Annotated in this window: 23 protein-coding genes; 16 read left to right on the plus strand and 7 right to left on the minus strand. The window is 68.2% G+C overall.

Annotated elements, in window-relative coordinates; all coding sequences use genetic code 11:
* Positions 1–67: 67 nt before the first annotated feature.
* Positions 68–958 (minus strand): LysR family transcriptional regulator, encoded by an 891-nt coding sequence (locus tag BO996_RS05120; RefSeq protein WP_071954188.1) that lies wholly within the window; start codon positions 956–958, stop codon positions 68–70.
* Positions 959–1,052: 94 nt separating this feature from the next.
* Between BO996_RS05120 and BO996_RS05125 the strand changes: the two genes are divergently transcribed.
* Positions 1,053–1,913: a DMT family transporter gene (locus BO996_RS05125; protein ID WP_012202929.1), complete on the plus strand. Its 861-nt coding sequence runs from the start codon at positions 1,053–1,055 to the stop codon at positions 1,911–1,913.
* A 29-nt stretch (positions 1,914–1,942) separates the two neighbouring features.
* On the opposite strand, the gene BO996_RS05130 is transcribed toward BO996_RS05125, so the two are convergent.
* Entirely contained in the window at positions 1,943–2,527 is a 585-nt protein-coding gene (locus BO996_RS05130) for a DJ-1/PfpI family protein (protein WP_012202930.1), read from the minus strand.
* Positions 2,528–2,685: 158 nt separating this feature from the next.
* Positions 2,686–3,609 (minus strand): phosphoribosylaminoimidazolesuccinocarboxamide synthase, encoded by a 924-nt coding sequence (locus BO996_RS05135; RefSeq protein WP_012202931.1) that lies wholly within the window; start codon positions 3,607–3,609, stop codon positions 2,686–2,688.
* A gap of 364 nt (positions 3,610–3,973) precedes the next feature.
* On the opposite strand from BO996_RS05135, the gene hpf reads away from it, so the two are divergent.
* The 9 genes from hpf to BO996_RS05180 all read left to right on the plus strand — a co-directional run bounded on the left by hpf (position 3,974) and on the right by BO996_RS05180 (position 13,962).
* On the plus strand, positions 3,974–4,333 hold the full coding sequence (gene hpf / locus BO996_RS05140; protein WP_071954189.1) for a ribosome hibernation-promoting factor, HPF/YfiA family: 360 nt from the start codon (positions 3,974–3,976) through the stop codon (positions 4,331–4,333).
* 155 nt (positions 4,334–4,488) lie between these two features.
* Positions 4,489–4,962, plus strand: a complete 474-nt coding sequence (locus tag BO996_RS05145; RefSeq protein ID WP_013804474.1) for a PTS sugar transporter subunit IIA — start codon at positions 4,489–4,491, stop codon at positions 4,960–4,962.
* Between the two features lie 40 nt (positions 4,963–5,002).
* Entirely contained in the window at positions 5,003–5,959 is a 957-nt protein-coding gene (gene hprK, locus BO996_RS05150; protein WP_012202934.1) for an HPr(Ser) kinase/phosphatase, read from the plus strand.
* A gap of 240 nt (positions 5,960–6,199) precedes the next feature.
* The gene (locus tag BO996_RS05155) at positions 6,200–8,377 is read left to right on the plus strand and encodes a TonB-dependent receptor (protein ID WP_071954190.1); all 2,178 of its coding nucleotides are present in this window, start codon (positions 6,200–6,202) and stop codon (positions 8,375–8,377) included.
* A gap of 4 nt (positions 8,378–8,381) precedes the next feature.
* Positions 8,382–10,157 carry an enterochelin esterase domain-containing protein gene (locus BO996_RS05160; RefSeq protein ID WP_071954191.1) on the plus strand — a complete coding sequence of 592 codons (1,776 nt, stop codon included), beginning with the start codon at positions 8,382–8,384 and terminating at the stop codon, positions 10,155–10,157.
* Positions 10,158–10,171: 14 nt separating this feature from the next.
* On the plus strand, positions 10,172–11,182 hold the full coding sequence (locus BO996_RS05165) for a siderophore ABC transporter substrate-binding protein (RefSeq protein WP_071954192.1): 1,011 nt from the start codon (positions 10,172–10,174) through the stop codon (positions 11,180–11,182).
* A gap of 46 nt (positions 11,183–11,228) precedes the next feature.
* Positions 11,229–12,212 carry an ABC transporter permease gene (locus tag BO996_RS05170; RefSeq protein WP_071957029.1) on the plus strand — a complete coding sequence of 328 codons (984 nt, stop codon included), beginning with the start codon at positions 11,229–11,231 and terminating at the stop codon, positions 12,210–12,212.
* Positions 12,209–13,207 carry an iron chelate uptake ABC transporter family permease subunit gene (locus BO996_RS05175; RefSeq protein ID WP_071954193.1) on the plus strand — a complete coding sequence of 333 codons (999 nt, stop codon included), beginning with the start codon at positions 12,209–12,211 and terminating at the stop codon, positions 13,205–13,207. The genes BO996_RS05170 and BO996_RS05175 overlap by 4 nt, the downstream gene beginning before the upstream one ends.
* Positions 13,204–13,962 (plus strand): iron ABC transporter ATP-binding protein, encoded by a 759-nt coding sequence (locus tag BO996_RS05180; RefSeq protein WP_034389926.1) that lies wholly within the window; start codon positions 13,204–13,206, stop codon positions 13,960–13,962. Before BO996_RS05175 ends, BO996_RS05180 begins: the two co-directional genes overlap by 4 nt.
* A gap of 182 nt (positions 13,963–14,144) precedes the next feature.
* Here BO996_RS05180 and queA read toward each other — a convergent pair whose 3' ends face one another.
* Positions 14,145–15,245, minus strand: coding sequence for a tRNA preQ1(34) S-adenosylmethionine ribosyltransferase-isomerase QueA (gene queA / locus BO996_RS05185; protein ID WP_034389929.1), 1,101 nt, complete (start codon positions 15,243–15,245; stop codon positions 14,145–14,147).
* A gap of 98 nt (positions 15,246–15,343) precedes the next feature.
* Complete coding sequence (locus BO996_RS05190) at positions 15,344–16,603, minus strand: HD-GYP domain-containing protein (RefSeq protein ID WP_013804466.1); 1,260 nt, start codon at positions 16,601–16,603, stop codon at positions 15,344–15,346.
* A 194-nt stretch (positions 16,604–16,797) separates the two neighbouring features.
* On the opposite strand from BO996_RS05190, the gene recG reads away from it, so the two are divergent.
* The 6 genes from recG (at position 16,798) to ubiA (ending at position 23,903) form a co-directional block, all read left to right on the plus strand.
* A complete protein-coding gene (recG, locus tag BO996_RS05195; RefSeq protein ID WP_071954194.1) occupies positions 16,798–19,032 on the plus strand; it encodes an ATP-dependent DNA helicase RecG in 2,235 nt (744 codons plus the stop codon).
* 335 nt (positions 19,033–19,367) lie between these two features.
* The gene (locus tag BO996_RS05200; RefSeq protein WP_071954195.1) at positions 19,368–20,141 is read left to right on the plus strand and encodes an MHYT domain-containing protein; all 774 of its coding nucleotides are present in this window, start codon (positions 19,368–19,370) and stop codon (positions 20,139–20,141) included.
* 226 nt (positions 20,142–20,367) lie between these two features.
* Positions 20,368–21,333, plus strand: a complete 966-nt coding sequence (locus tag BO996_RS05205) for a LysR substrate-binding domain-containing protein (protein ID WP_013804463.1) — start codon at positions 20,368–20,370, stop codon at positions 21,331–21,333.
* Between the two features lie 120 nt (positions 21,334–21,453).
* Positions 21,454–22,050, plus strand: a complete 597-nt coding sequence (locus BO996_RS05210) for a Dps family protein (protein WP_034389936.1) — start codon at positions 21,454–21,456, stop codon at positions 22,048–22,050.
* Positions 22,051–22,109: 59 nt separating this feature from the next.
* Entirely contained in the window at positions 22,110–22,907 is a 798-nt protein-coding gene (locus BO996_RS05215; protein ID WP_012202947.1) for a phosphatase PAP2 family protein, read from the plus strand.
* Positions 22,908–23,033: 126 nt separating this feature from the next.
* The gene (ubiA, locus tag BO996_RS05220; RefSeq protein WP_043783182.1) at positions 23,034–23,903 is read left to right on the plus strand and encodes a 4-hydroxybenzoate octaprenyltransferase; all 870 of its coding nucleotides are present in this window, start codon (positions 23,034–23,036) and stop codon (positions 23,901–23,903) included.
* A 74-nt stretch (positions 23,904–23,977) separates the two neighbouring features.
* On the opposite strand, the gene proC is transcribed toward ubiA, so the two are convergent.
* Both proC and BO996_RS05230 read right to left on the minus strand, forming a co-directional pair.
* On the minus strand, positions 23,978–24,817 hold the full coding sequence (gene proC / locus BO996_RS05225) for a pyrroline-5-carboxylate reductase (RefSeq protein WP_071954196.1): 840 nt from the start codon (positions 24,815–24,817) through the stop codon (positions 23,978–23,980).
* 32 nt (positions 24,818–24,849) lie between these two features.
* Positions 24,850–25,638: a VOC family protein gene (locus BO996_RS05230; protein ID WP_071954197.1), complete on the minus strand. Its 789-nt coding sequence runs from the start codon at positions 25,636–25,638 to the stop codon at positions 24,850–24,852.
* Positions 25,639–25,669 lie beyond the last annotated feature (31 nt).

Consider the following 25,669-nt stretch of genomic DNA (forward strand, 5'->3'; position numbering starts at 1 on the left):
GTGGGGAGGCATTTTGTCCGATGTCATAGGCCCCGACTATGGGATTTCGAGGGCTGGGCTGCCGCGATCAAAGAGTGTCGGCAAATCGCATCAACCCGCGCACCACGGCCTGCACGGCCGGGTCTTGTTGCGCGGCGCTGCGGCAGGCCAGGCCCAGCGGGCGTGTCAGGGCGGGGCTGAGTCCGCGCTGCTGCAGCGTGCGGCTGACGGCGTCCATTGGCTCCTCGCGCGGCAGGACCGTGGGGCCGTGGCCTGCTGCGACCAGGGCGCGTATGCCTTCGGGAAAGCTCATTTCCATGCGCGGCTGGGGCAGCAGGCCCGCCTGGGCGAACCATTGGGACAGCAGGCGGTGCATCTGGGTGCCGGCGGCAAAGCCTATCCAGGGCTGGGCGTTGAGCCATTCGGGCGTGATCTGGTCGGGCAGCGGCATCTGCGGCGGGGCGAACAGCTCCATGGGGTCGTTGCGCCAGGCGCGCATTTCAAGGCCTGAAGGCAAGGGCTGGGGCAGTCCGACCAGGGCCAGGTCCAGGTGGCCAGTCGCCAGGCGCTGCATGGCCTGGGCGGAACTCACGACTTCCAGGCGCAGTTCCACGCCGGGCGCGTGCTCGGCCAGCCATTGCAGCAGTTCGGGCAAAAGCAAGGGGCTGACGCCGGCCGAGGCGCCTATGCGCACGCTGGCGCCAAAGCCCTCGGCACGCTTGCGCACCTGGCGCAGCAGGGATTCGCTATCGGCCAGCAGGCGGCGTCCGCCTTCGGCCAGCAGAGCGCCTGCGGGCGTCAGCTGCGCCTGTCGCTTGCCGCGCACCAGCAGGGGGGTGTCCAGGCGCGCTTCCAGCTCCTGGATGTGCAGGCTGACGGCTGGCGGCGACAGGTGAAGGGCCTGGGCGGCGGCAGCCAGCGTGCCCAGGTCGGCCACGGCCACCAGGGTCTGGAGCTGGTCAAGGTTCAGGCGTCGCATCAGGTTTCCTGAAGATGATGTTCTGAAGATTCGACTTTATCTAATCTGGGTGCGAATCCATCATCCCGTCCCGTATCAAGAGCGAGGCCATGGAATGGAATTGAGCAATGCGGTGCTGGCCGCGGCCCTGGGGGCCGCGCTGATGAATGCGGGATGGAACAGCGCCATCAAGCTGGGCGGCGACAAGATGGTCGCCATGGCGCTGACCACGGGGCTGGCCAGCCTGTGGTCGCTGCTGGTGCTGCCCTGGCTGGACTGGCGCGCGGCGGGATTGTGGGACGCATCGGTGTGGTGGTGGCTGGCGGCTTCGGTGGCCGTGCACACCGTCTATCACTTCGTGCTGCCGCGCGCCTACCAGCATGGCGAGTTCGGCGTGGTCTATCCGGTGGCACGCGGCAGTGCGCCGCTGTTCGTGACGCTGGGCGCGGCGCTGCTGGCCGGTGAGTGGCCGGGCGCGACCGGGCTGGCCGGCGTGCTGTGCCTGTCGCTGGGCGTGCTGGCGCTGTCGGTGCGCAGCGGTGCGGCCAGCGGTTATGGCGGCAGCGGCTATGCGCTGGCCACTGGCGCCATGATTGCCTGCTACACGGTCATCGACGGGCTGGGTGCGCGCGCATCCGGTTCCGCGCTGCTCTATGCGGCCTTGCTCACGCTGGGCGATGGCCTGGCCACGGTGCTGATCGTCGCCTGGCGGCGCGGCCCCGCCGTGCTGCGTGCCGATGCACGCACCTGGCGCCTGTGCGCCCTGGCCGCCGCCATGCAGCTGAGTGCCAGCTGGATGGCGACCTGGGCGCTGTCGCAGGCGCCCATGGGGCTGGTGTCTGCGCTGCGTGAAAGCAGCGTGCTGTTTGCGGGCTGGATTGCCGCCTGGCTGATGCGCGAGCGCCTGGGCCGCGTGCGCATGCTGGCCTCGGCCCTGGTGTTCGGCGGCATCGTGCTGGTGCGCTGGGGCGGTTGAGCCGCCCGGCGCCAACGGCTGCTGCGTGCTCAGCCGTGGCTGATGCGCGTGCCCAGGAGCGTCAGGAACTGGGCGATCCAGGCCGGGTGTGCGGGCCAGGCGGGGGCGCTGACCAGGTTGCCTTCGGTATGCGCCTGGTCCACGCCGATGTCGGCATAGGTGCCGCCGGCCAGTTCGACCTCGGCACGGCAGGCCGGGTAGGCCGAGCAGGTGCGGCCCTTGAGCACGCCGGCTCCGGCCAGCAGCTGGGCGCCATGGCAGACGGCGGCCACGGGCTTGTTGTTGTCGAAGAAGTGGCGCACGGCGGCGCGCACGGCGTCGTAGTTGCGCAGGTATTCGGGGCCGCGTCCGCCGGGGATCACCAGGGCGTCGTACTGCTCGGGCTTGATGTCGGCGAAGCTGGCGTTGAGCGTGAAGTTGTGGCCGGGCTTTTCGCTGTAGGTCTGCGCGCCCTCGAAATCATGGATGGCCGTCTTGATGTGTTCCCCGGCCTTCTTGTCGGGGCAGACCGCATGCACCGTGTGTCCCACGGCCTGCAGGGCCTGGAAGGGGACCATGGTTTCGTAGTCCTCGCAGTAGTCGCCACAGATCATCAGAATCTTCTTGCCAGCCATGTGCTTGCTCCTTCAGAAAAAGTCAGAGGAAGCGAACATTGTGGCAGTGTCGGTGACGCAGGCATGACCGGCTGCAAAAAAGCAGGCCCGCAACCAAAAAGAGAGCCGAAGCTCTCTTTTGCGGGGGAAGGCGCGCGGGGCCGGGATATGGCGGGCCGTCAGGCCGTCAGGCGCTGCAGGGCTTCGCGGTACTTGGCGGCCGTCTTCTCGGTCACTTCCTGGGGCAGGCGCGGGGCCGGAGCCTTCTTGTCCCAGGGCTTGCCGTTGACCTGGGCCTGCTCCAGCCAGTCGCGCACGAACTGCTTGTCGTAGCTGGGCGGGTTCTCGCCATTGGCCAGGGCCTGGGCATAGCCCTCCACGGGCCAGTAGCGCGAGCTGTCGGGCGTGAGGACTTCGTCCATCAGCACCAGTTCGCCGTTCTCGTCCAGGCCGAATTCGAACTTGGTGTCGGCAATGATCATGCCCTTTTCGAGGGCGATGGCCGCAGCTTCCTTGTAGATGCGGATGGCCGTATCGCGGATCTGGGAGGCCAGCTTCTCGCCGACCATCTCCACCGTGCGCTCGTAGGTGATGTTCTCGTCATGGTCGCCCATCTCGGCCTTGGCGGCCGGGGTGTAGATGGGCTCGGGCAGCTTGGCGGCGTTGGTCAGGCCTTCGGGCAGGGGCACGCCGCAGACCGAGCGCGATTCCTGGTATTCCTTCCAGCCGCTGCCGGCCAGGTAGCCGCGCACCACGGCCTCGATCAGCACGGGCTTGAGGCGCTTGACCAGCATGGAGCGGCCCGTGACCTGGGGCACTTCGGCGGGCGTGACCACGGACTCGGGCGCTTCGCCGGTCAGGTGGTTGGGGCAGATGTGGCCGAGCTTGTCGAACCAGAACAGCGCCATTTGCGTCAGCAGCTCGCCCTTGCCGGGGATGGGCTCGCCCATGATCACGTCGAAGGCCGACAGGCGGTCCGAGGCCACCATCAGGATGCGGTCATCACCCACGGCATAGTTGTCGCGCACCTTGCCGCGCGCGAGCAGCGGCAGCGAGGCAATGTTGGAAGTGTGCAGGGCGGAGGGGCGGGACTGGGTGGTCATGTGAGGCAAGGGGCAATCTGGCAAAGAGGCTGCAGCGGCCGGATGGCTGCAAGCGGCACGCGCAGGAGCGCGATTCTAACCAACGGCGCCTCACGGTGACGGGCGGCCCGTGGCAAGCCCCACCCCAGGGGCGCAGCCTGGCAAACCCGCCGATTGTGCGCCCAATTGCATGGCGCGCAAAACCCGCCTCCAAGGCCCTGCACCGTCCTGCGCTATCGGCTTGCGGCGTTGCTTTTGGGCAGACCCCGGCGCATAGTGGATTCGCAAGCAAACGAATGCGCATTCCGGCCTGCAAGCACCTGTCCCTGCGGATCGTCTCCCTGTGGACCGGGCTGTTTTCATCCAGAGCAAGGAGTGTTTAGATATGAATCTGACGATTAGTGGGCATCACCTGGAGGTCACTCCCTCGCTGCGCAGTTACGTCATGGCCAAGCTCGAACGCATTCTTCGACACTTTGACCAGGTGGTGGATGTAAAGGTCTTGCTGACCGTTTATAACCAAAAGGAGAAGGAAAAGCGCCAACGTGCCGGTTGCACGCTGCGCGTCAAGGGCCAGGATCTTTTTGTCGAGACCTCTCACTTCGATCTCTACGCCGCCGTCGATGCGCTGGCTGACAAGCTGGACCGCGTGGTGGTGCGCTACAAGACCCGCCAGCAGGGCAGCCGCTATGGTTCGGCCAAGCGACTCGATGATGCTGGGCTGACCTTGGCGTCAGTCGGGTGACAGGTAAGGCGCCTGCCCTGTGCGGGCGCTTACAATACCTGCGCTTATGTGGCTGATGAGCCACGCACGACCACCGCCCTTCGGGGCGGTTTTTGATGGGGGTCAGGGTTTCCCCACGGTTTCCGGCACTGCGGTGCATAATTGTTTCCCGAACCATGAACCGTCTTGCCTCCATCCTGCCCGCCGCTCAAGTGCTCGTGAGCGTCGACGTCACCAGCAAAAAGCGCGCTTTCGAAGAAGCAGGTCTGCTCTTCGAGAGCCTGCATGGCCTGTCCCGCGCACTCATCACCGACAGCCTGTTTGCACGCGAACGCCTGGGCTCGACGGGGCTCGGCCACGGCGTGGCCATTCCCCATGGGCGCATCAAGGGCCTGACCGCTCCCATGGCGGCCGTGTTCCAACTGGACAATCCCATTGGTTTCGATGCTCCCGATGAGCAGCCCGTGGGCCTGCTGATCTTTCTGCTGGTGCCCGAAGCGGCCACCCAGAAGCATCTGGAAATCCTGTCCGAAATCGCCGAGCTTCTCAGCGACAGCCAGCTGCGCGAGCGCCTGAAGTCCTGCGCCGATGCGGCCCGGCTGCATGGAATGATTGCCGGCTGGCAGTCCTCCGCTGCGCCCCTGGTCTAGTCTTCCAGACTTTTTCCTTCCCCTTTTCACGGGCCTTGCCATGAGACCCAGTGCCATCAGCGCCGATGTCCTGTTCGAGGAGTTCCGCTCCAGCCTGCGCTGGGAGTGGGTGGCGGGCCTGGGAGCCTCGGAGCGCCGTTTCGACGAGATGGCCGTGCGCTCGGCGCGCTCCGGCGCGGACCTCGTCGGCTACCTGAACTACATCCATCCCTACCGGCTGCAGGTGCTGGGCGAGCGCGAGATCGCCTATCTGAGCAATGCCACGCCGCAGGACTGCCAGCGCCGCGTGGCACGCATCGTCACGCTGGAGCCGCCCGTGCTGGTGCTGGCCGACGGGCAGACGGCGCCCGAGGCGCTGCTGTCCATGTGCGAGCGCGCCCACATTCCCATGTTCTCCACGCGCGAGCAGTCGGCCTTCGTGATCGATGTGCTGCGCGCCTACCTGGCCAAGCATTTCGCCGACCGCACCACCATGCACGGCGTGTTCATGGACATCCTGGGCATGGGTGTGCTGATCACGGGCGAGTCGGGCCTGGGCAAGAGCGAGCTGGGGCTGGAACTGGTGACGCGCGGCAACGGCCTGGTGGCCGATGACGCGGTGGACCTGTACCGCATCAACCAGACCACGATCGAGGGCAAGTGCCCCGAGCTGCTGCAGAACCTGCTGGAGGTGCGCGGCATCGGGCTGCTGGACATCCGCGCCATCTTTGGCGAGACGGCCGTGCGCCGCAAGATGCGCCTCAAGCTCATCGTGCACCTGGTGCGCAAGGAAACCATGGAGCGCGAGTACGAGCGCCTGCCGGCCGAGCCGCTGACGCAGGATGTGCTCGGCGTGCCCGTGCGCAAGGTGGTGATCCAGGTGGTGGCGGGCCGCAACATCGCCGTGCTGGTCGAGGCCGCCGTGCGCAATGCCATCTTGCAGCTGCGCGGCATCGACACCTACCAGGAATTCGTGCAGCGCCACCGCCGCGCCATGGAGCGCGGCGACACCTTCTAGCGACCTCTGGCGTCGCCGAGGCCGGGCCGCCTGTTGCCTGGCCCCCACTGTTTTCAACGCGATTGTTTGCTGGCCGTGCGCCCATGTTTGCGCGCGGTGCGTTGTTGCTGCTTTCTTAATAAGAATAATTCTCATTTTCTATAATTCGGGCAGATGCCGTACCCGGCCTGTGTCCGAGTGTGTCCGAGTGGCTCCGGGCTGGATGCGGCGCATTTCCTTCCGTCTCGAAAGCCCTCCCGGATGTCTTCCCGTACCCGCATCGGCCTGCCGCGCGCAGGCGCCGTCAGCCCCTTCACCCCTGTTTGCACCCTCCACCGCCTGGGCGCCATCGCCCGTGTCTGCGCCATGGTGGCTGCCGCGGCGCTGCCCGCGGGCGCCTGGGCCGCTGACGCCGAGCTGGGCGAGGTCACGGTGCGGGGCACCACCGATCCCCAGACCCTTCCCGCGGTGGCCCCGGGCGGCCAAGTGGCCAAGGGTGCGGGCCTGGGCGTGCTGGGCCAGCGCGATGTGATGGACACGCCGTTCAACATCACCTCCTACACGGCCGAAGGCATTGCCAACCAGAACGCGGCCACGCTGATGTCGGTGCTGGAAAACGATCCTTCGGTGCGATTCACCACCAACACCGGCCATGCCTACGAGAACTTCACCATCCGTGGCCTGGGGGTGAATGCCTCGGAGCTGGGCTTCAACGGCCTGTATGGACTGGCGCCCGACGGCCACGTGCCCGTCGAGATGATCGAGCGCGTGGAGGTGCTCAAGGGCCCCGGTGCGCTGATGAGCGGCATGACGCCCGGCGGCGCCGTGGGCGGCACCATCAACCTGGTGACCAAGCGCCCGCTGGCCCGGGATCTCACGCGCGTGACCACCATGTTCAGCAGCGGCTCGCAGCTGGGCCTGCAGGCCGATGTCTCGCGCCGCTTCGGCCCCGAGCGCCGCCTGGGCATACGCGTCAACGGCAGCACCTCGAGCGGCGACACCGAGATCGACGGCCAGAACCGCCGCCACGGCCTGGGCGCGCTGGCGCTGGACTACCAGGGCGACGGTTTCACGCTGGGGCTGGATGCCTACAGCTACCGCTCCACCATCCGCGACGGCAGCCCGATGATGGTCAGCATGCAGAACCTCAAGCAGGTCATCGCGGCGCCCGACGCCACGACCAACCTGTTCCCCGGCATACACGCCAAGCAGCAAAGCGATGCGCTGATGCTGCGCGGCTCGGTGGACCTGGGCGCGGACTGGACGCTGTTCGGCTCTGCAGGCACGGCGCAGCATGCCTACGACGGCATGCTCAACGGCACGCGCGTGGTGCTGCGCGCCCAGGGCGACGGCTCGGCCGTGGGCCAGACCTACAACCAGTACGGCTATACCGACAGCACGGCGGCCGAGTTCGGCGTGCGCGGGCGCCTGCGCACGGGCGGCGTGAACCACCTGCTGGTGGCCTCCCTGAACTGGATGAACCAGAAGGGCGGGCGCGCGGCCGTGGCCACCAGCGCCAGCTACATCACCAACATCTACAACCCCGCGCCCATCACGCTGGCCGGCCCCTACGGCGCCATCAAGCAGGAGCGCGACGATGTGCTCAGCAGCCTGGCCCTGGCCGACACGCTGAGCTGGGGCGGCGATGCCGTGCAACTGACCGTGGGCGCACGCCTGCAGCGCGTGAACCAGAAGATGGCGGGCTACAACGAGCAGGCCGTCTCGCCCGCGCTGGGCCTGGTGGTCAAGCCCTGGGGCGATGCGGTCTCGCTGTATGCCAACCATGTGCAGGGCCTGAGCGCGGGCTCCATCGTCGGCGCCACCTATGCCAATGCCGGCGAAGTGTTCGCGCCCTACAAGACCAAGCAGTTCGAGATCGGCGCCAAGTGGCGCACGGGTGATTTCACGCAGACGGTCTCGCTGTTCCAGATCGAGCGGCCCTCGTCCGTGGTGGAGACCGCGACCAACCGCCTGCTGATGGATGGCGAGCAGCGCAACCGGGGCCTGGAGTGGAATGTCTTCGGCGAGCCGCTGCGCGGCACGCGCGTGCTGGGCGGCCTGGCCTACACCCAGGCCATCCAGAGCAAGACCCAGGGCGGCGCGCGCGATGGCTTCGGCGTCTACGGCGTGCCGCGCTGGACGGCCAACCTGGGCGGCGAATGGGACGTGCCCGCGCTGCCGGGCGCCACGCTCACCGGTCGCCTGATCTACACGGGTGCGCAATGGGTGAATTCGGCCAACACGCTGAAGATGCCCAGCTGGACCCGCGTGGACGTGGGCGCGCGCTATGCCACCCGCATCGCGGCCAAACCCGTCACCTTCCGCGCCACGGTGGAGAACCTGTTCGACAAGTCCTACTGGGCCGGCAGCTTCAATGACAACTTCGCCACCACGGGCGGCCCGCGCACGGTGCGTGTCTCGGCCACGGTGGACTTCTGACGCCATGGCGCAAGCTGCACGACAAGGCCTGTGCCTGGCCACCTCGCTGCTGTGCCTGCTGGGCGCAGCCGTCCATGCCGGTGAAGACATGACGGCAGCCGCATCGCGGCAGGCCCTGGCCGCACGGCCGGGCACGCTGGCGCCGGGCCAGGCGGCCACAGGGGTCCTGGCTGCCGGTGGGCGCGAGTCCTGGCGCGTCGATCTGCCCGCCGGCCACGTGGTCCAGGGTGAATTCGAAGGGCAGGGCGTGGCCCTGGACCTGGAGGATGCCCAGGGCCGGCACCTGCGCCGCCTGGCGCGGCCCGATGGCGGTGCGCAGTCGCTGATGTGGGTCACGGAGGGGGCTGGCAGGCAAAGGCTGGTGGCGCGCCACATCGCAACGGACGCGCTGATGGCCGGCGAGGTGAAATCCGCAGCCGGCCGCTTTGCGCTGCGGTTGACCTCCAGTCTTGCGCCGTTGGGCGCCAAGGCTGTGCAGGCCCTGGAGCTGCCTGCACTGGAAAGCCCACGCCTGCAGGCCCTGGCGCAGGCCATCCAGCGCGGCGCGGGTTCGGGCGTGGCGGCAGACGCCTTCTGGCGGCGCGTGCAGGAGGAGGGCGCGCCAATGGTGGAGCCGCTGCCCGGCGGCCAGTCCCTGGTCACCTTCCTGTGGCGTGGCCAGCCGCGCGCCGGCATGCAGGGGGTTCGCCTGTTCGGCAGCCCGGCCGGCAACCATGATCCGCTGCAGCATTTGGCCGGCAGCGATGTCTGGTGGGCCAGCTTCCGCATGGCCGACAACGCGCGGCTCAGTTACCGCCTGGCGCCCGATGTGCCGTTGATCGCAGGCTCGGCCATGGAGCAGCGCCGCGCCCTGCTGGCCACGGCGCAGCGCGATCCGCTCAATCCCAAGGTGTTTCCGCAGCCGCCAAAGTCGCCTCAGGGCGGCTTCATCGACGCCTTCCAGGGCGCCTCCGTGCTGGAGCTGCCCAAGGCGCCGCCCCAGCCCTGGGTGGCGCCGCGCGCGGGCGTGGCCCAGGGGGCGCTGGTGCAGCACCGCCTGTCCAGCCGCGTGCTGGGCAACAGCCGCGATGTCTGGACCTACCGCCCGGCGGGCGGCCAGGCGCCCGAGGCGCTTCTGGTGCTGTTCGACGGCAACGCCTATGCGAAGCAGGTGTCCACGCCCACCCTCATCGACAACCTCATGGCCGACGGCCTGATCCCGCCCACGGCCGTGGTGCTGGTGGACAACGCCAGCCCACAGGCGCGCGGCAGGGAGTTGCCGCCCAACACCGCCTTCGCGCGCTTTCTGGATGAGGAACTGATGCCCTGGGTGGGTGAACAGGGCCTGGGCCAGCCGGCGGCGCGCACGGTGATCGGTGGCTCCAGCTTTGGCGGCCTGGCCTCGGCCTATGCGGGTCTGGTCAATGCGCGCTGGTTCGGCAACGTGCTGAGCATGTCGGGATCGTTCTGGTGGTCGCCGTCCGGCGAGGTGCCGGGCTGGGTGCAGCGCCGCTATGCCCAGGAGCCGCGCCAGCCCGTGCGCTTTTATCTGGATGCAGGCCGCTACGAGCGCGCACGCGGCGGGCAGGACGGCATCCTGGAAACCAACCGCCACCTGGCCGATGTGCTGCGCGCCAAGGGCTACGAAGTCACCCAGGCCGAGCACGAGACCAGCCATGACTACCTGCAGTGGCAGGGCTCGCTGGCCTGCGGCCTGGTGGCCCTGCTCAACCCCGGGCGCTTTGCCCAGGGCCTGCCGGCCTGCGAGCGCATGCCGGACGACACGCCTGCACTTCCCTGATGCCGCAAAGGCCAATGTTTGAACTTCCTGGCAATACAGCAATCACTGTAAAGATGAACACCATGAATGCAAATCATTCCCGTCGCCAGATCCTGGCGAAGATGGGCCAGGGCCTGGGCGTGTTGGTCACGCTGCCGCTGGCGGCGCAGATGTCCCATGCCCAGACGGCAGCGGCTGGCAAGACCGTGACCGTGCCGCATGCCAAGGGCGAGGTCCAGGTGCCCTTCAAGCCCGTGCGCGTGCTGGTGTTCGAGCTGGCGGCGCTGGACACGCTGCAGGCGCTGGGCGGCGAGGTGCGGGGTGTGCCCGAGTTCAAGATGCCGCCGCTGCTGGCCCGCTATGCCGACGCGAAATACGCACGCATCGGCAGCCTGTTCGAGCCCGACTACGAATCCATCAAGGCGCTGTCGCCCGACCTCATCATCGTGGGCGGCCGCTCCGAGGCCAAGTACAAGGAGCTGTCGCGCTTCGCCCCCGTGCTGGACCTCAGTGTCAGCGACCAGCACCAGATGGCCGACATCTACCGCAACATCCGCACGCTGGGCGCCGTCTACGGCCTGCAGGACAAGGCCGAGGCCGAGGTCCGGTCCGTGGAGCAGGCCATCACCGCACTGCATGGGAAGGCGCAGGACGCCGGCAAGGGGCTGGTGCTGCTGACCTCGGGCGGCAAGCTCAGTGCCTACGGTCCGGGCTCGCGCTTCGGCATGCTGCACGATGTGTTCGGCGTGAAGCCGGCCATCGACAACCTCACGGTGGCGCGCCATGGGCAGGTGGTCTCCTTCGAGTTCCTGCTCAAGACCAATCCCGACTGGCTGTTCGTCATCGACCGCGACGTGGCCATCGGCCAGGATGGCAAGACCGCCCAGCAACTGCTGGACAACCCGCTGGTGCGTGCCACCAAGGCCTGGCGCGGCAAGCAGGTGGTTTATCTGAACGCAGCCAACTGGTACACCCTGTCCAACGCCGGGCCGGGCGCGCTGAAGGCCAATATCCAGCAACTGTCGGATGCCTTTGCCCGCACATGACCTCAAAGCGTTGAGCCCGCCTGTCGCCACCGCGCACGCCGCGCCCATGTCACGCCCCTCTCGCCAGGCCCTTGCCTGGCTTTTCGCGCTGGGCCTGTTGCTGACGCTGTCGCTGGCCAGCCTGATGGTGGGCGCGGGCGACATGCACTGGAGCGTGCTGTGGTCGCGCAGCGAGGACGACCTGGCCAGCCAGGTGCTGGTCTACAGCCGCGTGCCGCGCACGCTGGCCCTGGTGCTGGCCGGCGCATCGATGGCGGTCTGTGGCCTGCTCATGCAGATGCTGGCGCGCAACCATTTCGTGGAGCCTTCCACCGTGGGCACGGTGGAGTCGGCCAGCCTGGGCATGCTGGCCGCGTTCCTCTGGGTGCCGCATTGGCCGGTGATGGCCAAGATGGGGATTTCGGCCGTGGCGGCACTGCTGGGCACGGCGCTGTTTCTGGCCGTGCTCTCGCGCATCCGGCTGCGCTCGTCGTGGATGGTGCCCCTGGTCGGCCTGGTGCTGGCCGGCGTGCTGGAGGCAGCCGCCAGCTTTCTGGCGCTGCAGTTCGACATGATGCAGGCGCTCAAGTCCTGGTCCAACGGCGATTTCTCGCTGGTGGTCCAAGGCCGCTACGAGTTGCTGTGGCTGTCGCTGGGCGTCACGGCCCTGGCCTGCCTGGCGGCCGACCGCTTCACCGTGGCGGGCCTGGGCGAGAGCTTTGCCACCAACCTGGGCCTGAACTACCGGCGCCTGGTGTGGCAGGGGCTGGTGGTGGTGGCCGTGGCTACTTCGGCCGTGGTGGTCACGGCCGGCAGCCTGCCCTTTGTGGGCTTGATCGTGCCCAATTTGGTGCGCCTGGTCCTGGGCGACAACGTGCGCCGCAGCGTGCTGTGGGTGGCGCTGATCGGCGCGGGCCTGACCGTGCTGTGCGACCTGGTCGGGCGGCTGCTGATCGCTCCCTACGAAATCCCCGTGGGCACCGTGCTGGGCGTGCTGGGCAGTGCCCTGTTCCTGGCGCTGATCCTGCGCCGCCGCAAGGACCGTGCATGAGCAGCCTGCCGCAATCCGTTGCTTCCGATGAGCTTGCAGCGCGCAGCTGGGGCCATGGCGCGCGCCTGGCGCTGCTGGGCGCGCTGGCCCTGCTGTGCCTGCTGGCCTTCATGACCGTGGGCGTCAAGACCGACTGGGCCTTCGTGCTGGAGCACCGGGGCGCCAAGGTGCTGACCATGGCGCTGGTGGCCTGTGCCATCGGCCTGTCCACCGTGGTGTTCCAGACCGTGTCGCACAACACCATCCTCACGCCTTCCGTCATGGGGCTGGATGCGCTGTACCTGTTCGTGCAGGCGTCCATGGTGCTGATGCTGGGCGCGGCGGGTGTGTCCGCCATGGGCGAGGTCGGGCGCTATGCGCTCAACATCGTGCTGATGATGGGCTTCAGCGTGCTGCTGATGCGCTGGCTGTTCGTGGGCCATGCCAGCAGCCTGCACCTGATGCTGCTGGTGGGCATGGTGGGCGGCATCTTCTTTCGCAGCCTGGCCGGGCTGGCCATGCGCGTGCTCGATCCCAATGAGTTCACGGCGCTGCAGGACCGCATGTTCGCCAACTTCAACGCGGTGAACCTGCAGCTGCTGCTGCCGTCGCTGCTGCTGATTGCCCTGGGCAGCGCCTGGATCTGGCGCCAGCGCCGCGTGCTGGACGTGATCTCGCTGGGGCGCGATGCCGCCGTCAGCCTGGGCCTGGACTACGAGGGCCGCGTGCTGCGGCTGCTCGCCGTGGTGGCCTGCATGGTGGCCGTGTCCACGGCCCTGGTCGGCCCGGTGATCTTCTTCGGCCTGCTGGTCAGCAACATGGCCTATCACGCCATGGGCACGCGCCGCCATGCCTGGGTGCTGCCTGCGGCCGTGCTCTGGGGCTGCGTGCTGCTCATGGGCGGGCAGGTGCTGCTGGAGCAGCTTTTTCAATTCAATACCGTGCTGAGCATCGTGGTGGAGTTCCTGGGTGGAATCGTCTTCATCGTGCTGCTCATGCGCAAGGGGACCCAATGATCGAGGTGCGTGATCTGCTCAAGCGCCATGGCGGCACGGCAGTGCTGCAGGAGCTCAATTTCGATGTGCCCGAGCGGGCGCTGACGGCCATCATCGGGCCCAACGGGGCGGGCAAGTCCACGCTGCTGTCCCTGGTCAGCCGCCTCATGCCCATCACGGCGGGCAAGGTGCGGGTGGCCGGCCTCGACGTGGCCACCACGCCCACCGAGGCGCTGGCGCGCATCATGGCCATCCTGCGCCAGGACAACCAGAGCACGCTGCGCCTGACGGTGCGCGACCTGGTGGGCTTTGGCCGCTTTCCGCACAGCAAGGGCCGGCTGGGCCCCGAAGACCTGCGCCATGTGGACGAGGCGCTGGAGTACCTGCAGCTCACGCCGCTGGCCGAGCGATTTCTCGACGAACTGTCAGGCGGCCAGCGCCAGCGCGCCTACATCGCCATGGTGCTGTGCCAGGACACGCCCTTCATCCTGCTGGACGAGCCGCTGAACAACCTGGACATGGCCCACGCCGTCAGCATGATGGGCCTGCTGCGCCGTGCCGTCACCGAACGCGGCAAGACCGTGGTCATGGTGCTGCACGACATCAACTTCGCCTCGTGCTACGCCGACCACATCATCGCGCTCAAGGACGGCCGCCTGGCCGTGGCGGGCACGCCGGCCGAGGTGGTGCAGGACGAGGTCCTTAGCACCCTCTACGGCATCCCCGTCAGCGTGCACGAGGTCAAGGGCCGCAGGCTCTGCCATTACTTTGGTTGAACATGCGGCGTTTCGGGCTTGGCGCTTGAACCTGGCGCGGCCTGAGGCGAGGGACACCAAGCAAGGGCCTAAGCCGGCCGCGCCGCCCCGCCGCGAGGGTGTCGCCGGCTGCCCGTATGCCCCCCTCCCTCGCGAAGCGGGTAGAGAGGCGCCGTGCAACGGGGGGAAGCGGCGTAAGCCGCTCAGGGGGTGCTTTTCTTCTTCAACAGCATGGAATCGCCATAGCTGAAGAAGCGGTACTCCTGCGCAATCGCATGGCGGTACAGCGCCATCACCTGCTCGTAGCCCGCGAAGGCACTGACCAGCATCATCAGCGTGCTCTTGGGCAGGTGGAAGTTGGTGATCAGCAGATCGACCACCTGGTACTCGAAGCCGGGCGTGATGAAGATGCGCGTGTCGCCTGAGAACTGGCCTGTCTGGGCCCAGGACTCCAGCGTGCGCACCGTGGTCGTGCCCACGGCGACGACGCGGCCGCCGCGCTGGCGGCAGCGTTCCAGCGCAGCCAGCGTGGCCAGCGGGATCTCGTACCACTCGCTGTGCATCTGGTGGTCGGCCAGGTTCTCGGTCTTCACGGGCTGGAAGGTGCCGGCGCCCACGTGCAGCGTGACGCTGGCGCGCTCTATGCCGCGCTCGGCCAGGCGGGCCAGCACGGCGTCGTCAAAGTGCAGGGCGGCCGTGGGCGCGGCCACGGCGCCGGGGCGGGCCGCGAAGACGGTCTGGTAGCGCTCGCTGTCTTCGGCGGCGTCGGGGTCGTTGCCGGTGTCCTGGTGGCGCTCGATATAGGGCGGCAGCGGCAGGTGGCCGAAGCGCTCCATCAGCTCGTGCGGCGTCTCGCCGCGCGGGCCTTCGAAGCTCAGGTGGAACAGCGGGCCGTTCTCGTCGGGCCAGCGGCCGCGCAGCACGGCGTCGAAGCCGCCGCGGTTCTTGCCGCCGCACAGGTGGATGCGCGAGCCGGGCAGGGGCTTCTTGCTGACGCGCATGTGGGCCACGACATCGTTGCCTTCGAGCACGCGCTCGACCAGCAGCTCCAGCCGGCCGCCGCTGGCCTTCTCGCCGAAGATGCGCGCCTTGAGCACGCGCGTGTCGTTGAACACCAGCAGGTCGCCGGGCTGCAGCAGGTCGGGCAGCTCGTGGAAGATGCGGTCGGTGGGCGGGGTGGCATCGTCGCGGCCGTCGAGCAGGCGCGAGGCGCTGCGCTGGGCGGCAGGATGCTGGGCGATCAGGTTCTCAGGAAGCTCGAAGTCGAAATCGCTGAGCGAAAACACACGGGACAGGGAGGACATGCAGTGCTTGAGGGCCGGACATGGCCCGTTCCAAGTTCGTTGAACGGAAGTCCGCCATTGTCGCAAACCCTGGGGTCATCCCCGGAATTTCGCGGCGGTCACTTGGCCATCTGGGCCTGCGTCTGGGGCTGGCGCTCGAACTCCAGCCACAGCGTCTCCAGATCCGGGAAGTCCCAGTTCACCGGGTCCTCGCGCGCGATGATGCGGTCGTTGCCCTGGCTCTCGGACAGGTCCTCGATCTCGGGCGTGATGCGGCAGGCCTGGCGCAGCGAATAGAACACCTTGACGCGCGGCGCCAGCAGGCTGCCCGGCGAGGCATCGACCACGACGGCCAGGCGCTGCGAATGCAGGCGCACCAGCGAGCCCAGCGGATAGATGCCCACGGTCTGCACGAACTGCTCGAACAGCCGCTTGTCGAAATGGCGGGGGCTCCACTCGGCCATGCGCCGCAGCGCCTCCGAGGGCGGCCAGCCCTTCTTGTAGGGCCGGTCCGAGGTGATGGCGTCGTAGACATCGCAGATCGCCGTCATGCGCGCCAGCAGGCCGATGTCGCCCTGCTGCAGTCCGTCGGGGTAGCCGCTGCCGTCCACCTTTTCGTGGTGGTGCAGGCAGGCATCGATGACCTCGTCGTCCAGGCCCAGCGGGCGCAGCAGCTGCTCGCCATGGCGTGGGTGGGCACGCATCAGCGCCCATTCCGCATCGTCCAGCGGCCCGGGCTTGTTGAGCACGGCGACCGGGATCGCGGTCTTGCCCAGGTCGTGCATGAGACCGGCCATGCCGGCCTTGCGCAGGCTGTGGTCGTCCAGGCCCATGCGCTTGGCCAGCGCCACCATCAGCGCGCACACGGCCAGGCTGTGCATGTAGGTGTAGTCGTCGGCCGTCTTCAGCCGTGCCAGGCCGATCAGGGCGTGGGGATTGCGCGCCACGGAGGCCGTCACATCGTCCACCAGCTGCCCGGCGGCCGTGGCGTCCACGGGCCGGCCAAGCCGTGCGTCGCTGAACAGGCGGCTGAGCAATTGCTTGGCCTGCACGCAGGTCTGCGCGGCGCGGCGCAGCTCGGTGGCGGTGGAAATGGGGGCCGTGCTCTGCTCGGAGACAGGGCGGGCGCTGTCCGGGATCTGGTGGCGAAGCTCGTCCTGCGGGTCAAAGCGCAGGCAAGGCACCTGGACACCCACGTCCAGGCCCTTGCGCACGTCGATCCAGACCTCCTGGATGGAGGTGGAGCGCAGGCGCTGGAGGTCGGCCTCGGAGCGGAGCAGGAAACGGGTTCGCCAAAAAGGATGCTCCATCCAGGAGCCGCAGAACTCGTGCAGGAACATGCCCAGAGTGACATGCTGGACATTGATACGCTTCAACATGGCATTCGGTGGCGGGGTAACACTACGTAACGTCAGCGTGCATGGTAGCGGCTTCCCCAGAGACCCGGGGCCTCAAGGGTGCTTTGGGCAAGGGCATCCGGCATGAACGTGGCGTGTTGCCTACACCTGTATATTCATACACTATGCTGCATGCCCGCCCATGCCCATACGCATGCTCTGAAACAGGATAGCCCATGCCCTTGAACGTCTCCTCTGCCTTCCCAGATCTGGGGCGCGACGCCCCCGGCGGCAAGGCCGCGCGTGCCGGCAAGGGAAAGGCCGCAGGCAAGGGCGGCAAGGCAGGAGACAAGGCAGGAGACAAGCCCGCAGCGCCCGCCAAGCCCGCAGCCAGCGCCGCGCAGAAGGCGCTGCAGAAGATGGGCCTGGTGCGCGACATCGATCTGGCACTGCACCTGCCGCTGCGCTATGAGGACGAGACGCGCATCACTGCGCTGCGCAATGCCCGCGAGGGCGACACGGTGCAGATCGAGGCCACGGTGACCCACAGCGAGGTGCAACTGCGCCCGCGACGCATGCTCAAGGTCACGGTGGACGATGGCACGGCCGAGTGCGTGCTGACCTTCTTCAGCTTCTACCCCTCGCACCAGAAAACCCTGTCCGTGGGCGCGCGGCTGCGCATCCGCGGCGAGGTCAAGGGCGGCTTCTGGGGCCGGCAGATGCTGCACCCGGCGTTTCGCGCGGCGGGCGGCGACCTGCCCACGGCGCTCACGCCCGTCTATCCCACGGTGGCGGGCCTGCCCCAGGCCTACATCCGCCGCGCGGCGGTCACGGCCATGCTGCGCGCCGATCTCTCCGATACCCTGCCCCAGGGCGAGCATCCGCCCGTGGCGCAGTTCCATGGCAACGGCGGGCTGCCGCCGCTGTTCAGCCTGCGCGATGCGCTGCAGTTCCTGCACCACCCCACGCCCGATGTGGCCCTGGCCACGCTGGAAGACCATTCGCACCCGGCCTGGCAGCGCCTGAAGGCCGAGGAGCTGCTGGCCCAGCAACTGTCCCAATACGAGGCCAAGCGCGAACGCGCGCGGCTCAGGGCGCCCGTGCTGCGCGCCCAGCCCATGGACAGCGCCCAGGGCCTGGCGCGCCAGTTCCTGGACCAATTGCCCTTTGGCCTGACCGGCGCCCAGCAGCGCGTGGTGGCCGAGATCCTTGCCGACATGGAGCGCCGCATGCCCATGCACCGGCTGCTGCAGGGCGATGTGGGATCGGGCAAGACCGTGGTGGCGGCGCTGTCGGCCGTGGCCTGCATCGAGGCCGGCTGGCAGTGCGCGCTGATGGCGCCCACCGAAATCCTGGCCGAGCAGCATTTCGGCAAGCTGGTCGGCTGGCTGGAGCCGCTGCTGGCCCCGCTGGGCAAGCGCGTGGCCTGGCTGGCCGGCGCGCAGAAGAAGAAGGAACGCGCCGCCATGCTGGAGCTGGTCCACAGCGGCGAGGCGGCCCTGGTCGTGGGCACGCACGCCGTCATCCAGGACCAGGTGCAGTTCAAGAACCTGGCGCTGGCCGTCATCGACGAGCAGCACCGCTTCGGCGTGGCCCAGCGGCTGGCGCTGCGCCAGAAGCTCGCGGCCTCGGGCATGGAGCCCCATCTGCTGATGATGAGCGCCACGCCCATCCCGCGCACCCTGGCCATGAGCTACTACGCCGACCTGGATGTGTCCACCATCGACGAGCTGCCGCCGGGCCGCACGCCCATCGTCACCAAGCTCATTGCCGACAGCCGCAAGGACGAGGTCATCGAGCGCATAGGCGCCCAGGTCGCGGAAGGACGCCAGGTCTACTGGGTCTGCCCGCTGATCGAGGAAAGCGAGGCGCTGGACCTGTCCAACGCCACGGCCACCCATGCCTATCTGAGCGAGATGCTGCCCGGCGTCATGGTCGGCCTGCTGCACTCGCGCATGCCCACGGCCGAGAAGAAGGCCGTGATGGAGCTGTTCTCCGCCGGGGTCATGGGCGTGCTGGTCTCCACCACGGTGATCGAAGTGGGCGTGGACGTGCCCAACGCCTCGCTCATGGTCATCGAGCATGCGGAGCGCTTCGGCCTGTCGCAGCTGCACCAGTTGCGCGGGCGCGTGGGGCGGGGCGCGGCGGCCTCGGCCTGCGTGCTGCTGTATTCGGTGGGAGACAGCGGGCGCCTGGGCGAGACGGCCAAGGACCGGCTGCGTGCCATGGCCGAGACCAATGACGGCTTCGAGATCGCGCGGCGTGACCTGGAAATTCGCGGCCCCGGGGAATTCCTGGGCGCGCGCCAGTCCGGCGCTCCCATGCTGCGCTTCGCCGACCTGGAGCAGGACCTGATGCTGCTCGACTGGGCCCGCGAGCTGGCGCCGCGCATGCTGGAGCAGCACCCGCAACTGGCCCAGCGCCATGTGGGCCGCTGGCTGGGCGGCAAGGCCGAATTCCTCAAGGCCTGATCGGTTCGTTCCATTCCTGCCGGGTGGTTGTGTTACGTATTTTTACGTGTCCAGGCGCTGCCTGGCAGCGGCATCTTCCGCAGGCCTGCAGCCCGCGCCAGACGTGGTTTCCACGCGCGTTGTAGCCATCGAAATGGAGCGCTTCATGCCGTCCTGGCGGTGACAGCACCGTCCCGTTACGGCATTGAATATTTGTGACCTTTTGGTACATTGAGTCACAAAAAACAGGGTAGCTCCATCCGGGAGGGGATGGCCTGCCAAGCCTCCCCCACGGGGAGGACGGCCGCGATCACTCTTGTGTTGTCCCATTTTTCTGCGAATGAGGAGCTGCCAACATGAATGAAGCCGTTCAAGCGAATGAGATCGTCGAGACCTCCTGGCGCATGGGCCTGGTGGTCCTGTCCTATGGCATTGCCGTATTGGGCTCCTTCGTGGCCCTGACTGCGGCGCAGCGCATCCGGGGACGCGAGGGCATCAGCTGGCTGAACCTGCTGGCGGCGGGCACGGCGCTGGGCGGCATCGGCGTGTGGTCCATGCATTTCACGGGCATGCTGGCGCTGAACCTGGGCATGGGTTCGGGCTACTCCATGGTCGAAACCCTGCTGTCCCTGTGCGCCGCCGTTGCCGCCACCTCGGTGGCGCTGGCCTTTGTCGCGCGGCGGCCCGAAAGCGGGGCGCGCGTGCTGGGCGCGGGCACCCTGCTGGGCCTGGGCGTGGCCTTCATGCATTACCTGGGCATGTATGGCATGCGCTTTCCGGGCTTCATCGTCTGGTCCGTTCCCACCGTGCTGCTGTCCGTGGGCATCGCCGTGGCCGCGGCCAGCACCGCGCTGTGGCTGTCGTTTCGCACCAGCTCGCCGGGCATGCGTGCGCTGGCCGCCGCCGTCATGGGCGCGGCGGTCTGTTCCATGCACTACACCGGCATGGCCGCAGCGGACTTCGTATGCATTTCAGAGACACAGCGTTATGCTAGGCCGCAAGGCTTTGCCGTGATCAGCGCCCTGGACCTTCCGGTCTTTACCGTGATCGTGGCCATAGGCCTGGCTGCATTGATAGGCATGGACCAGCTCATGCAGCAACGCGACCGGATGCGCCGGCCGTTGCACTAGGTGGATAAATACAAAAAGCCGGCGGGTCGGGGAGCGCGCAGTGGTCATGCGCGGACGAGGACTGGCACAATCGAATTAGGACAAATCCTAGAACCTGTGCAGGAACTTTTGAGGGGAGCACCCTGGCAAGCGGGCCGCAAGGCCTGATTGCACAAAGGTTCCGGCACAGGTTCTTGGTGTAAGACCATCGTATTTTCCGAGGCTCCCTCCCAGACACAGCTCGCCAATGACACTTACCGAACTCAAATACATCGTGGCCGTGGCACGTGAAAAGCATTTTGGCCGCGCCGCCGAAGCCTGTTATGTGTCCCAGCCCACGTTGTCCGTGGCGATCAAGAAGCTGGAGGAGGAGCTCGATGTCAAGCTCTTCGAGCGCAGTGCCGGCGAAGTGTCGGTCACGTCGCTGGGCGAGGAGATCATCCGTCAGGCGCAAAGCGTGCTGGAGCAGGCCGCCGAGATCAAGGAAATCGCCAAGCGCGGCAAGGACCCGCTGTCCGGCGTGCTCACCCTGGGTGTGATCTACACCATCGGCCCCTACCTGCTGCCGGACCTGGTGCGCAACTCCATCATGCGCACGCCGCAGATGCCGCTGATGCTGCAGGAGAACTACACCATCAAGCTGCTGGAGATGCTGCGCACCGGCGAGATCGACTGCGCCATCGTCGCCGAGCCCTTCCCCGACACCGGCCTGGCGCTGGCTCCGCTGTACGACGAGCCCTTCATGGCCGCCGTTCCCAGCACCCATGCGCTGGCCCAGAAGGACCATGTCTCCACCAGCGATCTCAAGAACGAGACCATGCTGCTGCTGGGCTCGGGCCACTGCTTCCGCGACCATGTGCTCCAGGTCTGCCCCGAGTTCGCACGCTATGCCAGCAATGCCGAAGGCATTCGCCGCACCTTCGAAGGATCGTCGCTGGAGACCATCAAGCACATGGTGGCCGCCGGCATGGGCGTGACCCTGGTGCCGCGCCTGTCCGTGCCCGCCGACGCGCTGGAGACCACGGCGCGCCGCCGCAAGACCGACGAGCCGCACATCCGCTACCTGCCCATCCTCGAGGACGACGGCTCGGCCCCGCCGACACGCCGCGTAGTCCTGGCCTGGCGCCGCAGCTTCACGCGCTACGAGGCCATCGCCGCCCTGCGCAACGCGGTCTACGCCTGCGCCTTGCCCGGCGTCAAACGCCTGTCCTGATGACCGCACCGGCGCGCGCTCCGGGCCTGTGGGGCCGCTGCGCTTGCGTTATCGTTGCAACTGGCTCCCGGGCGACCTGCCGGGAGCATCTTCCGTTTGTACGAAGCTGAAAGGGATCCCATGGCCAAAAATGCCAGCAAAGACAAGTCCGGTGCAAAGAAGCCAGAGGCCGTGCAGGCCGACAAGGCAGTGCAGCCTGCAAAGGCCGCACTGGCCGACGTGGCACCGGCGTCCGTGCGCTCCTCCGCCATCCATATCGGCATCAGCGACAAGGACCGCGCGGCCATCGCCAAGGGCCTGTCGGCCCTGCTGGCCGACACCTACACGCTGTATCTGACCACGCACAATTTCCACTGGAACGTCACCGGCCCGATGTTCAACACGCTGCACACCATGTTCATGGGGCAGTACACGGAGCTGTGGAACGCCGTCGACCCCATCGCCGAGCGCATCCGTGCGCTGGGCCATTTCGCGCCGGGCTCCTATGCCGACTTCGGCAAGCTCACCAGCCTGGCCGACGTGCCCCACGATCCGCCCAAGGCCCTGGAGATGGTGCGCATCCTGGTTGCCGGCCACGAGGCCGTGGCCCGCACGGCGCGCAGCCTGTTCCCCCTGGCCGACAAGGCCAGCGACGAACCCACGGCCGACCTGCTGACCCAGCGCCTGACCGTCCACGAGCAGACCGCCTGGATGCTGCGCGCCCTGCTCGAAGACTGATGCTGCGCAAACCCCAGTCTTCCCGCGTACCCACCCTGGCCTGGGAGTGATGCCACCGCATGCTCTGGACCTGGATTGACGCACACGCCGCCACGGGCGGCCTGTGCCTGGTACTGGCCGCCCTGGGCGGCCTTTTTTTCTATCTGCGCCTGCCTGCCACGGCCCGGCTGCGCCACGCAGGCCTGCCCATGCCGCGGGCCGCATGGCTGGGCCTGGCTGCCGCCGGCGTGCTGGCCTTGCTGGCACTGGCCGTGATGGTGCGCGACATGCTGGGCCTGGCCCAGCCCGCAGGCTGCGCCACCTGCACCGACTGGCCGGTGCTCGACGAGGCCCTGCACCTGTGGCTGGCCGGCCATGCCACCGATGCCTGGGTGCGCCCCGTGGTCGCCTTCACCCAACTGGGCAATGTGGCCTGGATGGTGTCGCTGTCGGCCGCCGTGCTGGCGCTGCTGCTGTGGCGGCGCGACTGGCTGCATGCGGCCGCCTGGGTGGTGGCCACGGCTGGCGTGGGCCTGTGGATACGCGCCATCAAGACCAGCGTGGGCCGTCCGCGCCCCGTGGGTGGCTGGGTGCCTGAAGGCGGCTTCAGCTTCCCCAGCGGCCACAGCGCGGGCACCTTCGTGCTCTACCTGATGCTGGCCTGGCTGCTGCTGCCGTACCTGCGCCCGGCCTGGCGCTGGCCCGTGGGCCTGGCGGCCCTGGCTGTCGCCCTGGGCGTGGGCGCCAGCCGCGTGGTGCTGCGCGTGCACTATGCCAGCGATGTGCTGGCCGGCTGGCTGCTGGGCCTGGCCTGGATGGCGCTGGTGATCTGTGCCGTGGAGTGGGCGCAAACCCGCGTTGCCGGCAGGCGCTGCTGAGGCGCGCCGCCGAGCCTGCCCGCCCAGCGGCGACAATGCGGGCATTTTCGAATGTGATGCGTGCGATGGCCGGCCCACGGCCGCCATCGGCGCCCAGACGCTATGCCCACCTCCTCCTCTACGCCCATGCCTGCGCCCCGGCGCAGCAAACTGTCGCTCTATCTGGACCTGGTCCGCTTCAACCGGCCGGCCGGCTGGCTGGTCCTGGTCTGGCCCACGCTGGCCGCACTGTGGGTGGCAGCGGGCGGGTTTCCGGGTTGGCATCTGCTGGTGGTCTTCGTGCTGGGCACGGTGCTGATGCGCAGCGCCGGCTGCTGCATCAACGACATTGCCGACCGCGATTTCGACCGCCACGTCAAGCGCACCACGCAGCGGCCCATCACCTCGGGGCAGGTCTCGGTCAAGGAGGCCGCCCTGCTGGGCGCAGCCCTGGCCCTGGTCTCGCTGGGCCTGGTGCTGACCACGCGCTGGGAGGCCGTGGCCTGGTCCGTGCCCGCCGTGCTGTTCACCATCCTCTACCCGTTCACCAAGCGCTTCTTCGCCATGCCCCAGGCTTTCCTGGGCATTGCCTTCAACTTCGGCATCGTCATCGCCTTCGCCGCCGTGCAGGGCCAGGTGCCGGCCACGGCCTGGATTCTGTGGCTCGCCAACATGTTTCTGGTGCTGGCCTATGACACCGAATACGCCATGGTGGACCGCGACGACGACCTCAGGATCGGCATGAAGACCTCGGCCATCACCCTGGGCCGCTTCGACGTGGTGGCCGTCATGGGCTTTTTCGTGCTCTGCGGCCTGCTCACCGTCTGGGCGCTGGCGCCCTATGGCCTGGCCTGGCCTTTCTGGCTGGGCCTGGCCGTGGCTGCGGCCCAGGTGATCTGGCACTTCACCCTGATCCGCCACCGCACGCGCGAGGGCTGCTTCGTCGCCTTCAGCAAGAGCCACTGGATCGGTGCCAGCCTGTTCGCGGGCGTGGCGCTGGGGTTTGCGCTGCGCTGAGGGATCCGCGCTGAAAAAACAAGGGAGGCCGGTGCCTCCCTTTTGCATGGAGCCTGGGGCGCGCTGCGCCGGGCTCAGCGGCCGAATTCGGCGGCCAGCTCCTTGGCCCGTGTTTCCGCTGCCCGCATGGCGGCCACGAAATGCTCGGGCACCTGTTGCGCCTGCATGTGGGTGATGGCGGCGTGGGTGGTGCCGCCCTTGCTGGTCACGCGCTGGCGCAGCACGTCGGCGCTTTCGGTGGAGCGGGCGGCCAGTTCCGATGCGCCCTGGAAGGTGGCCACGCCCAGGCGGTAGGACTGCTCGGCCGTGAGGCCCATGTCCACGCCGGCCTGTGTCATGGCTTCGAGGAACAGGAAGACATAGGCCGGGCCCGAGCCCGACAGTGCGGTCACGGCGTCCAGGTGCGCTTCCTGGTCGACCCAGAGGAACTGGCCCGTGGTGGCAACGACCTGCTCGATGGCGCTCTTGCCTGCGGCATCGACCTGGGCGCATGCGAACAGGCCCGTCATGCCCTTGCCCACCAGGGCTGGCGTGTTGGGCATGGCGCGCACGATGCGGCCCGTGCCCAGCCACTGGGCGATGGAGTCCGTGGGAATGCCGGCGGCAACGCTCAGGTGCAGGGCCTGGGCGGTGTGCGGCGCCACGGCCTGGGCGGCTTCCTTGAAGGTCTGGGGCTTGACGGCCCAGACCACGATGCCGGCACCGTCCAGCGCGCTGGCGGCGGCCGCGGCATCGGCATGCGCCGTGATGCCGAAGTTCGTGCGCAGCGCGTCGCGCGCAGCCTCGAAGGGTTCGACGACGACGATGCGGTCTGCGGATTGGCCCTGGCCGATCAGTCCGCCGATGATGGCGCTGGCCATGTTGCCGCCACCGATGAAGGCGATGACAGGGGAGGCTGTGGAAACGGTGTTCATGCTGGTGGCGGTGGAGAAGGAAAACGAAGAGTTTAGAGCGTGTTCCCACCGTGCCAGCGCATGTCCACGCCATGGCTGGCGGCCAGGTCCAGGGGCTGTGCCGGGGCGCCGGGCCGCTGGCGCAGGGTGAGCGCGCAAGGGCCCTCTCCGCGCGTGGCAAGGCGCTGGCGTAGTGCGTCGGAGGCCGCCAGTGCCCGCGCGCCTTGCAGCAGCAGATCGAACCCCGACAATGCCAGCCGCGCGCCCTGGTCGTCCAGCCTCTGCAGCGGCACTGGGCCCAGCAGCGCCCGGTAGCGGTCCAGGCTGGCGTCCAGATCGTGCACGGCGACGGTCAGCGAGGCCACGCCCAGCGCGCCGTTGGGATGCTCGCGCACGCTGCCCTCGGGCACGCGCAGGGCGCGCGGCGTGACGTCGCCGCACAGGAAGGGCAGGTCGGGCGTGGCGTGGCGCGCCGTCTGCCACAGCAGTTGCGCGCCATCGGGGCGCACGCGGCCTCCGTCCACGGGGCCGACCAGGGTATCCAGCCCCCGCCCGCGCGCCTCGGCCAGGGCCTGGGCGGTGCTTTGGGGCAGCAGGGCGAAGTCCACCAGCCCCTCGCCATGGTCGCGCAGCGTGCGGTACCAGCGCTCTTCGGGCGCCGGGGCGGTCCAGGCAATGATCTCCAGGTAGGCGCCGTCGGCAAACACGACCAGTGCGTTGTGCGAGGTGCGGCCCGGATGGCGGCCGCCGATGGCGACCTGGAAGCCCAGCGCGCGGTAGTCCGCCACGGCGGCATCGAGGTCCTGCACGGCGATGACGATGTGGTCCAGCGGAAGTGCCATGAATGCTCCTGTGTGGTGTAAGGGGTGCCGT

The organism is Delftia sp. HK171 (genome assembly GCF_001886655.1).
Taxonomy (GTDB): Bacteria; Pseudomonadota; Gammaproteobacteria; order Burkholderiales; family Burkholderiaceae_C; genus Comamonas; species Comamonas acidovorans.

What these genes read in the sequence shown, in the direction of transcription:
- BO996_RS05170 (WP_071957029.1), top strand. Translation starts at nt 11,229, where the DNA reads ATGTCACGCCCCTCTCGCCAGGCCCTTGCCTGGCTTTTCGCGCTGGGC.
- BO996_RS05130 (WP_012202930.1), bottom strand. Translation starts at nt 2,527, where the DNA reads ATGGCTGGCAAGAAGATTCTGATGATCTGTGGCGACTACTGCGAGGAC.
- BO996_RS05230 (WP_071954197.1), bottom strand. Translation starts at nt 25,638, where the DNA reads ATGGCACTTCCGCTGGACCACATCGTCATCGCCGTGCAGGACCTCGAT.
- BO996_RS05190 (WP_013804466.1), bottom strand. Translation starts at nt 16,603, where the DNA reads ATGTTGAAGCGTATCAATGTCCAGCATGTCACTCTGGGCATGTTCCTG.
- queA (WP_034389929.1), bottom strand. Translation starts at nt 15,245, where the DNA reads ATGTCCTCCCTGTCCCGTGTGTTTTCGCTCAGCGATTTCGACTTCGAG.
- BO996_RS05120 (WP_071954188.1), bottom strand. Translation starts at nt 958, where the DNA reads ATGCGACGCCTGAACCTTGACCAGCTCCAGACCCTGGTGGCCGTGGCC.
- proC (WP_071954196.1), bottom strand. Translation starts at nt 24,817, where the DNA reads ATGAACACCGTTTCCACAGCCTCCCCTGTCATCGCCTTCATCGGTGGC.
- BO996_RS05160 (WP_071954191.1), top strand. Translation starts at nt 8,382, where the DNA reads ATGGCGCAAGCTGCACGACAAGGCCTGTGCCTGGCCACCTCGCTGCTG.
- BO996_RS05180 (WP_034389926.1), top strand. Translation starts at nt 13,204, where the DNA reads ATGATCGAGGTGCGTGATCTGCTCAAGCGCCATGGCGGCACGGCAGTG.
- BO996_RS05210 (WP_034389936.1), top strand. Translation starts at nt 21,454, where the DNA reads ATGGCCAAAAATGCCAGCAAAGACAAGTCCGGTGCAAAGAAGCCAGAG.
- BO996_RS05155 (WP_071954190.1), top strand. Translation starts at nt 6,200, where the DNA reads ATGTCTTCCCGTACCCGCATCGGCCTGCCGCGCGCAGGCGCCGTCAGC.
- hprK (WP_012202934.1), top strand. Translation starts at nt 5,003, where the DNA reads ATGAGACCCAGTGCCATCAGCGCCGATGTCCTGTTCGAGGAGTTCCGC.
- recG (WP_071954194.1), top strand. Translation starts at nt 16,798, where the DNA reads ATGCCCTTGAACGTCTCCTCTGCCTTCCCAGATCTGGGGCGCGACGCC.
- hpf (WP_071954189.1), top strand. Translation starts at nt 3,974, where the DNA reads ATGAATCTGACGATTAGTGGGCATCACCTGGAGGTCACTCCCTCGCTG.
- ubiA (WP_043783182.1), top strand. Translation starts at nt 23,034, where the DNA reads ATGCCTGCGCCCCGGCGCAGCAAACTGTCGCTCTATCTGGACCTGGTC.
- BO996_RS05175 (WP_071954193.1), top strand. Translation starts at nt 12,209, where the DNA reads ATGAGCAGCCTGCCGCAATCCGTTGCTTCCGATGAGCTTGCAGCGCGC.
- BO996_RS05165 (WP_071954192.1), top strand. Translation starts at nt 10,172, where the DNA reads ATGTTTGAACTTCCTGGCAATACAGCAATCACTGTAAAGATGAACACC.
- BO996_RS05200 (WP_071954195.1), top strand. Translation starts at nt 19,368, where the DNA reads ATGAATGAAGCCGTTCAAGCGAATGAGATCGTCGAGACCTCCTGGCGC.
- BO996_RS05205 (WP_013804463.1), top strand. Translation starts at nt 20,368, where the DNA reads ATGACACTTACCGAACTCAAATACATCGTGGCCGTGGCACGTGAAAAG.
- BO996_RS05125 (WP_012202929.1), top strand. Translation starts at nt 1,053, where the DNA reads ATGGAATTGAGCAATGCGGTGCTGGCCGCGGCCCTGGGGGCCGCGCTG.
- BO996_RS05145 (WP_013804474.1), top strand. Translation starts at nt 4,489, where the DNA reads ATGAACCGTCTTGCCTCCATCCTGCCCGCCGCTCAAGTGCTCGTGAGC.
- BO996_RS05135 (WP_012202931.1), bottom strand. Translation starts at nt 3,609, where the DNA reads ATGACCACCCAGTCCCGCCCCTCCGCCCTGCACACTTCCAACATTGCC.
- BO996_RS05215 (WP_012202947.1), top strand. Translation starts at nt 22,110, where the DNA reads ATGCTCTGGACCTGGATTGACGCACACGCCGCCACGGGCGGCCTGTGC.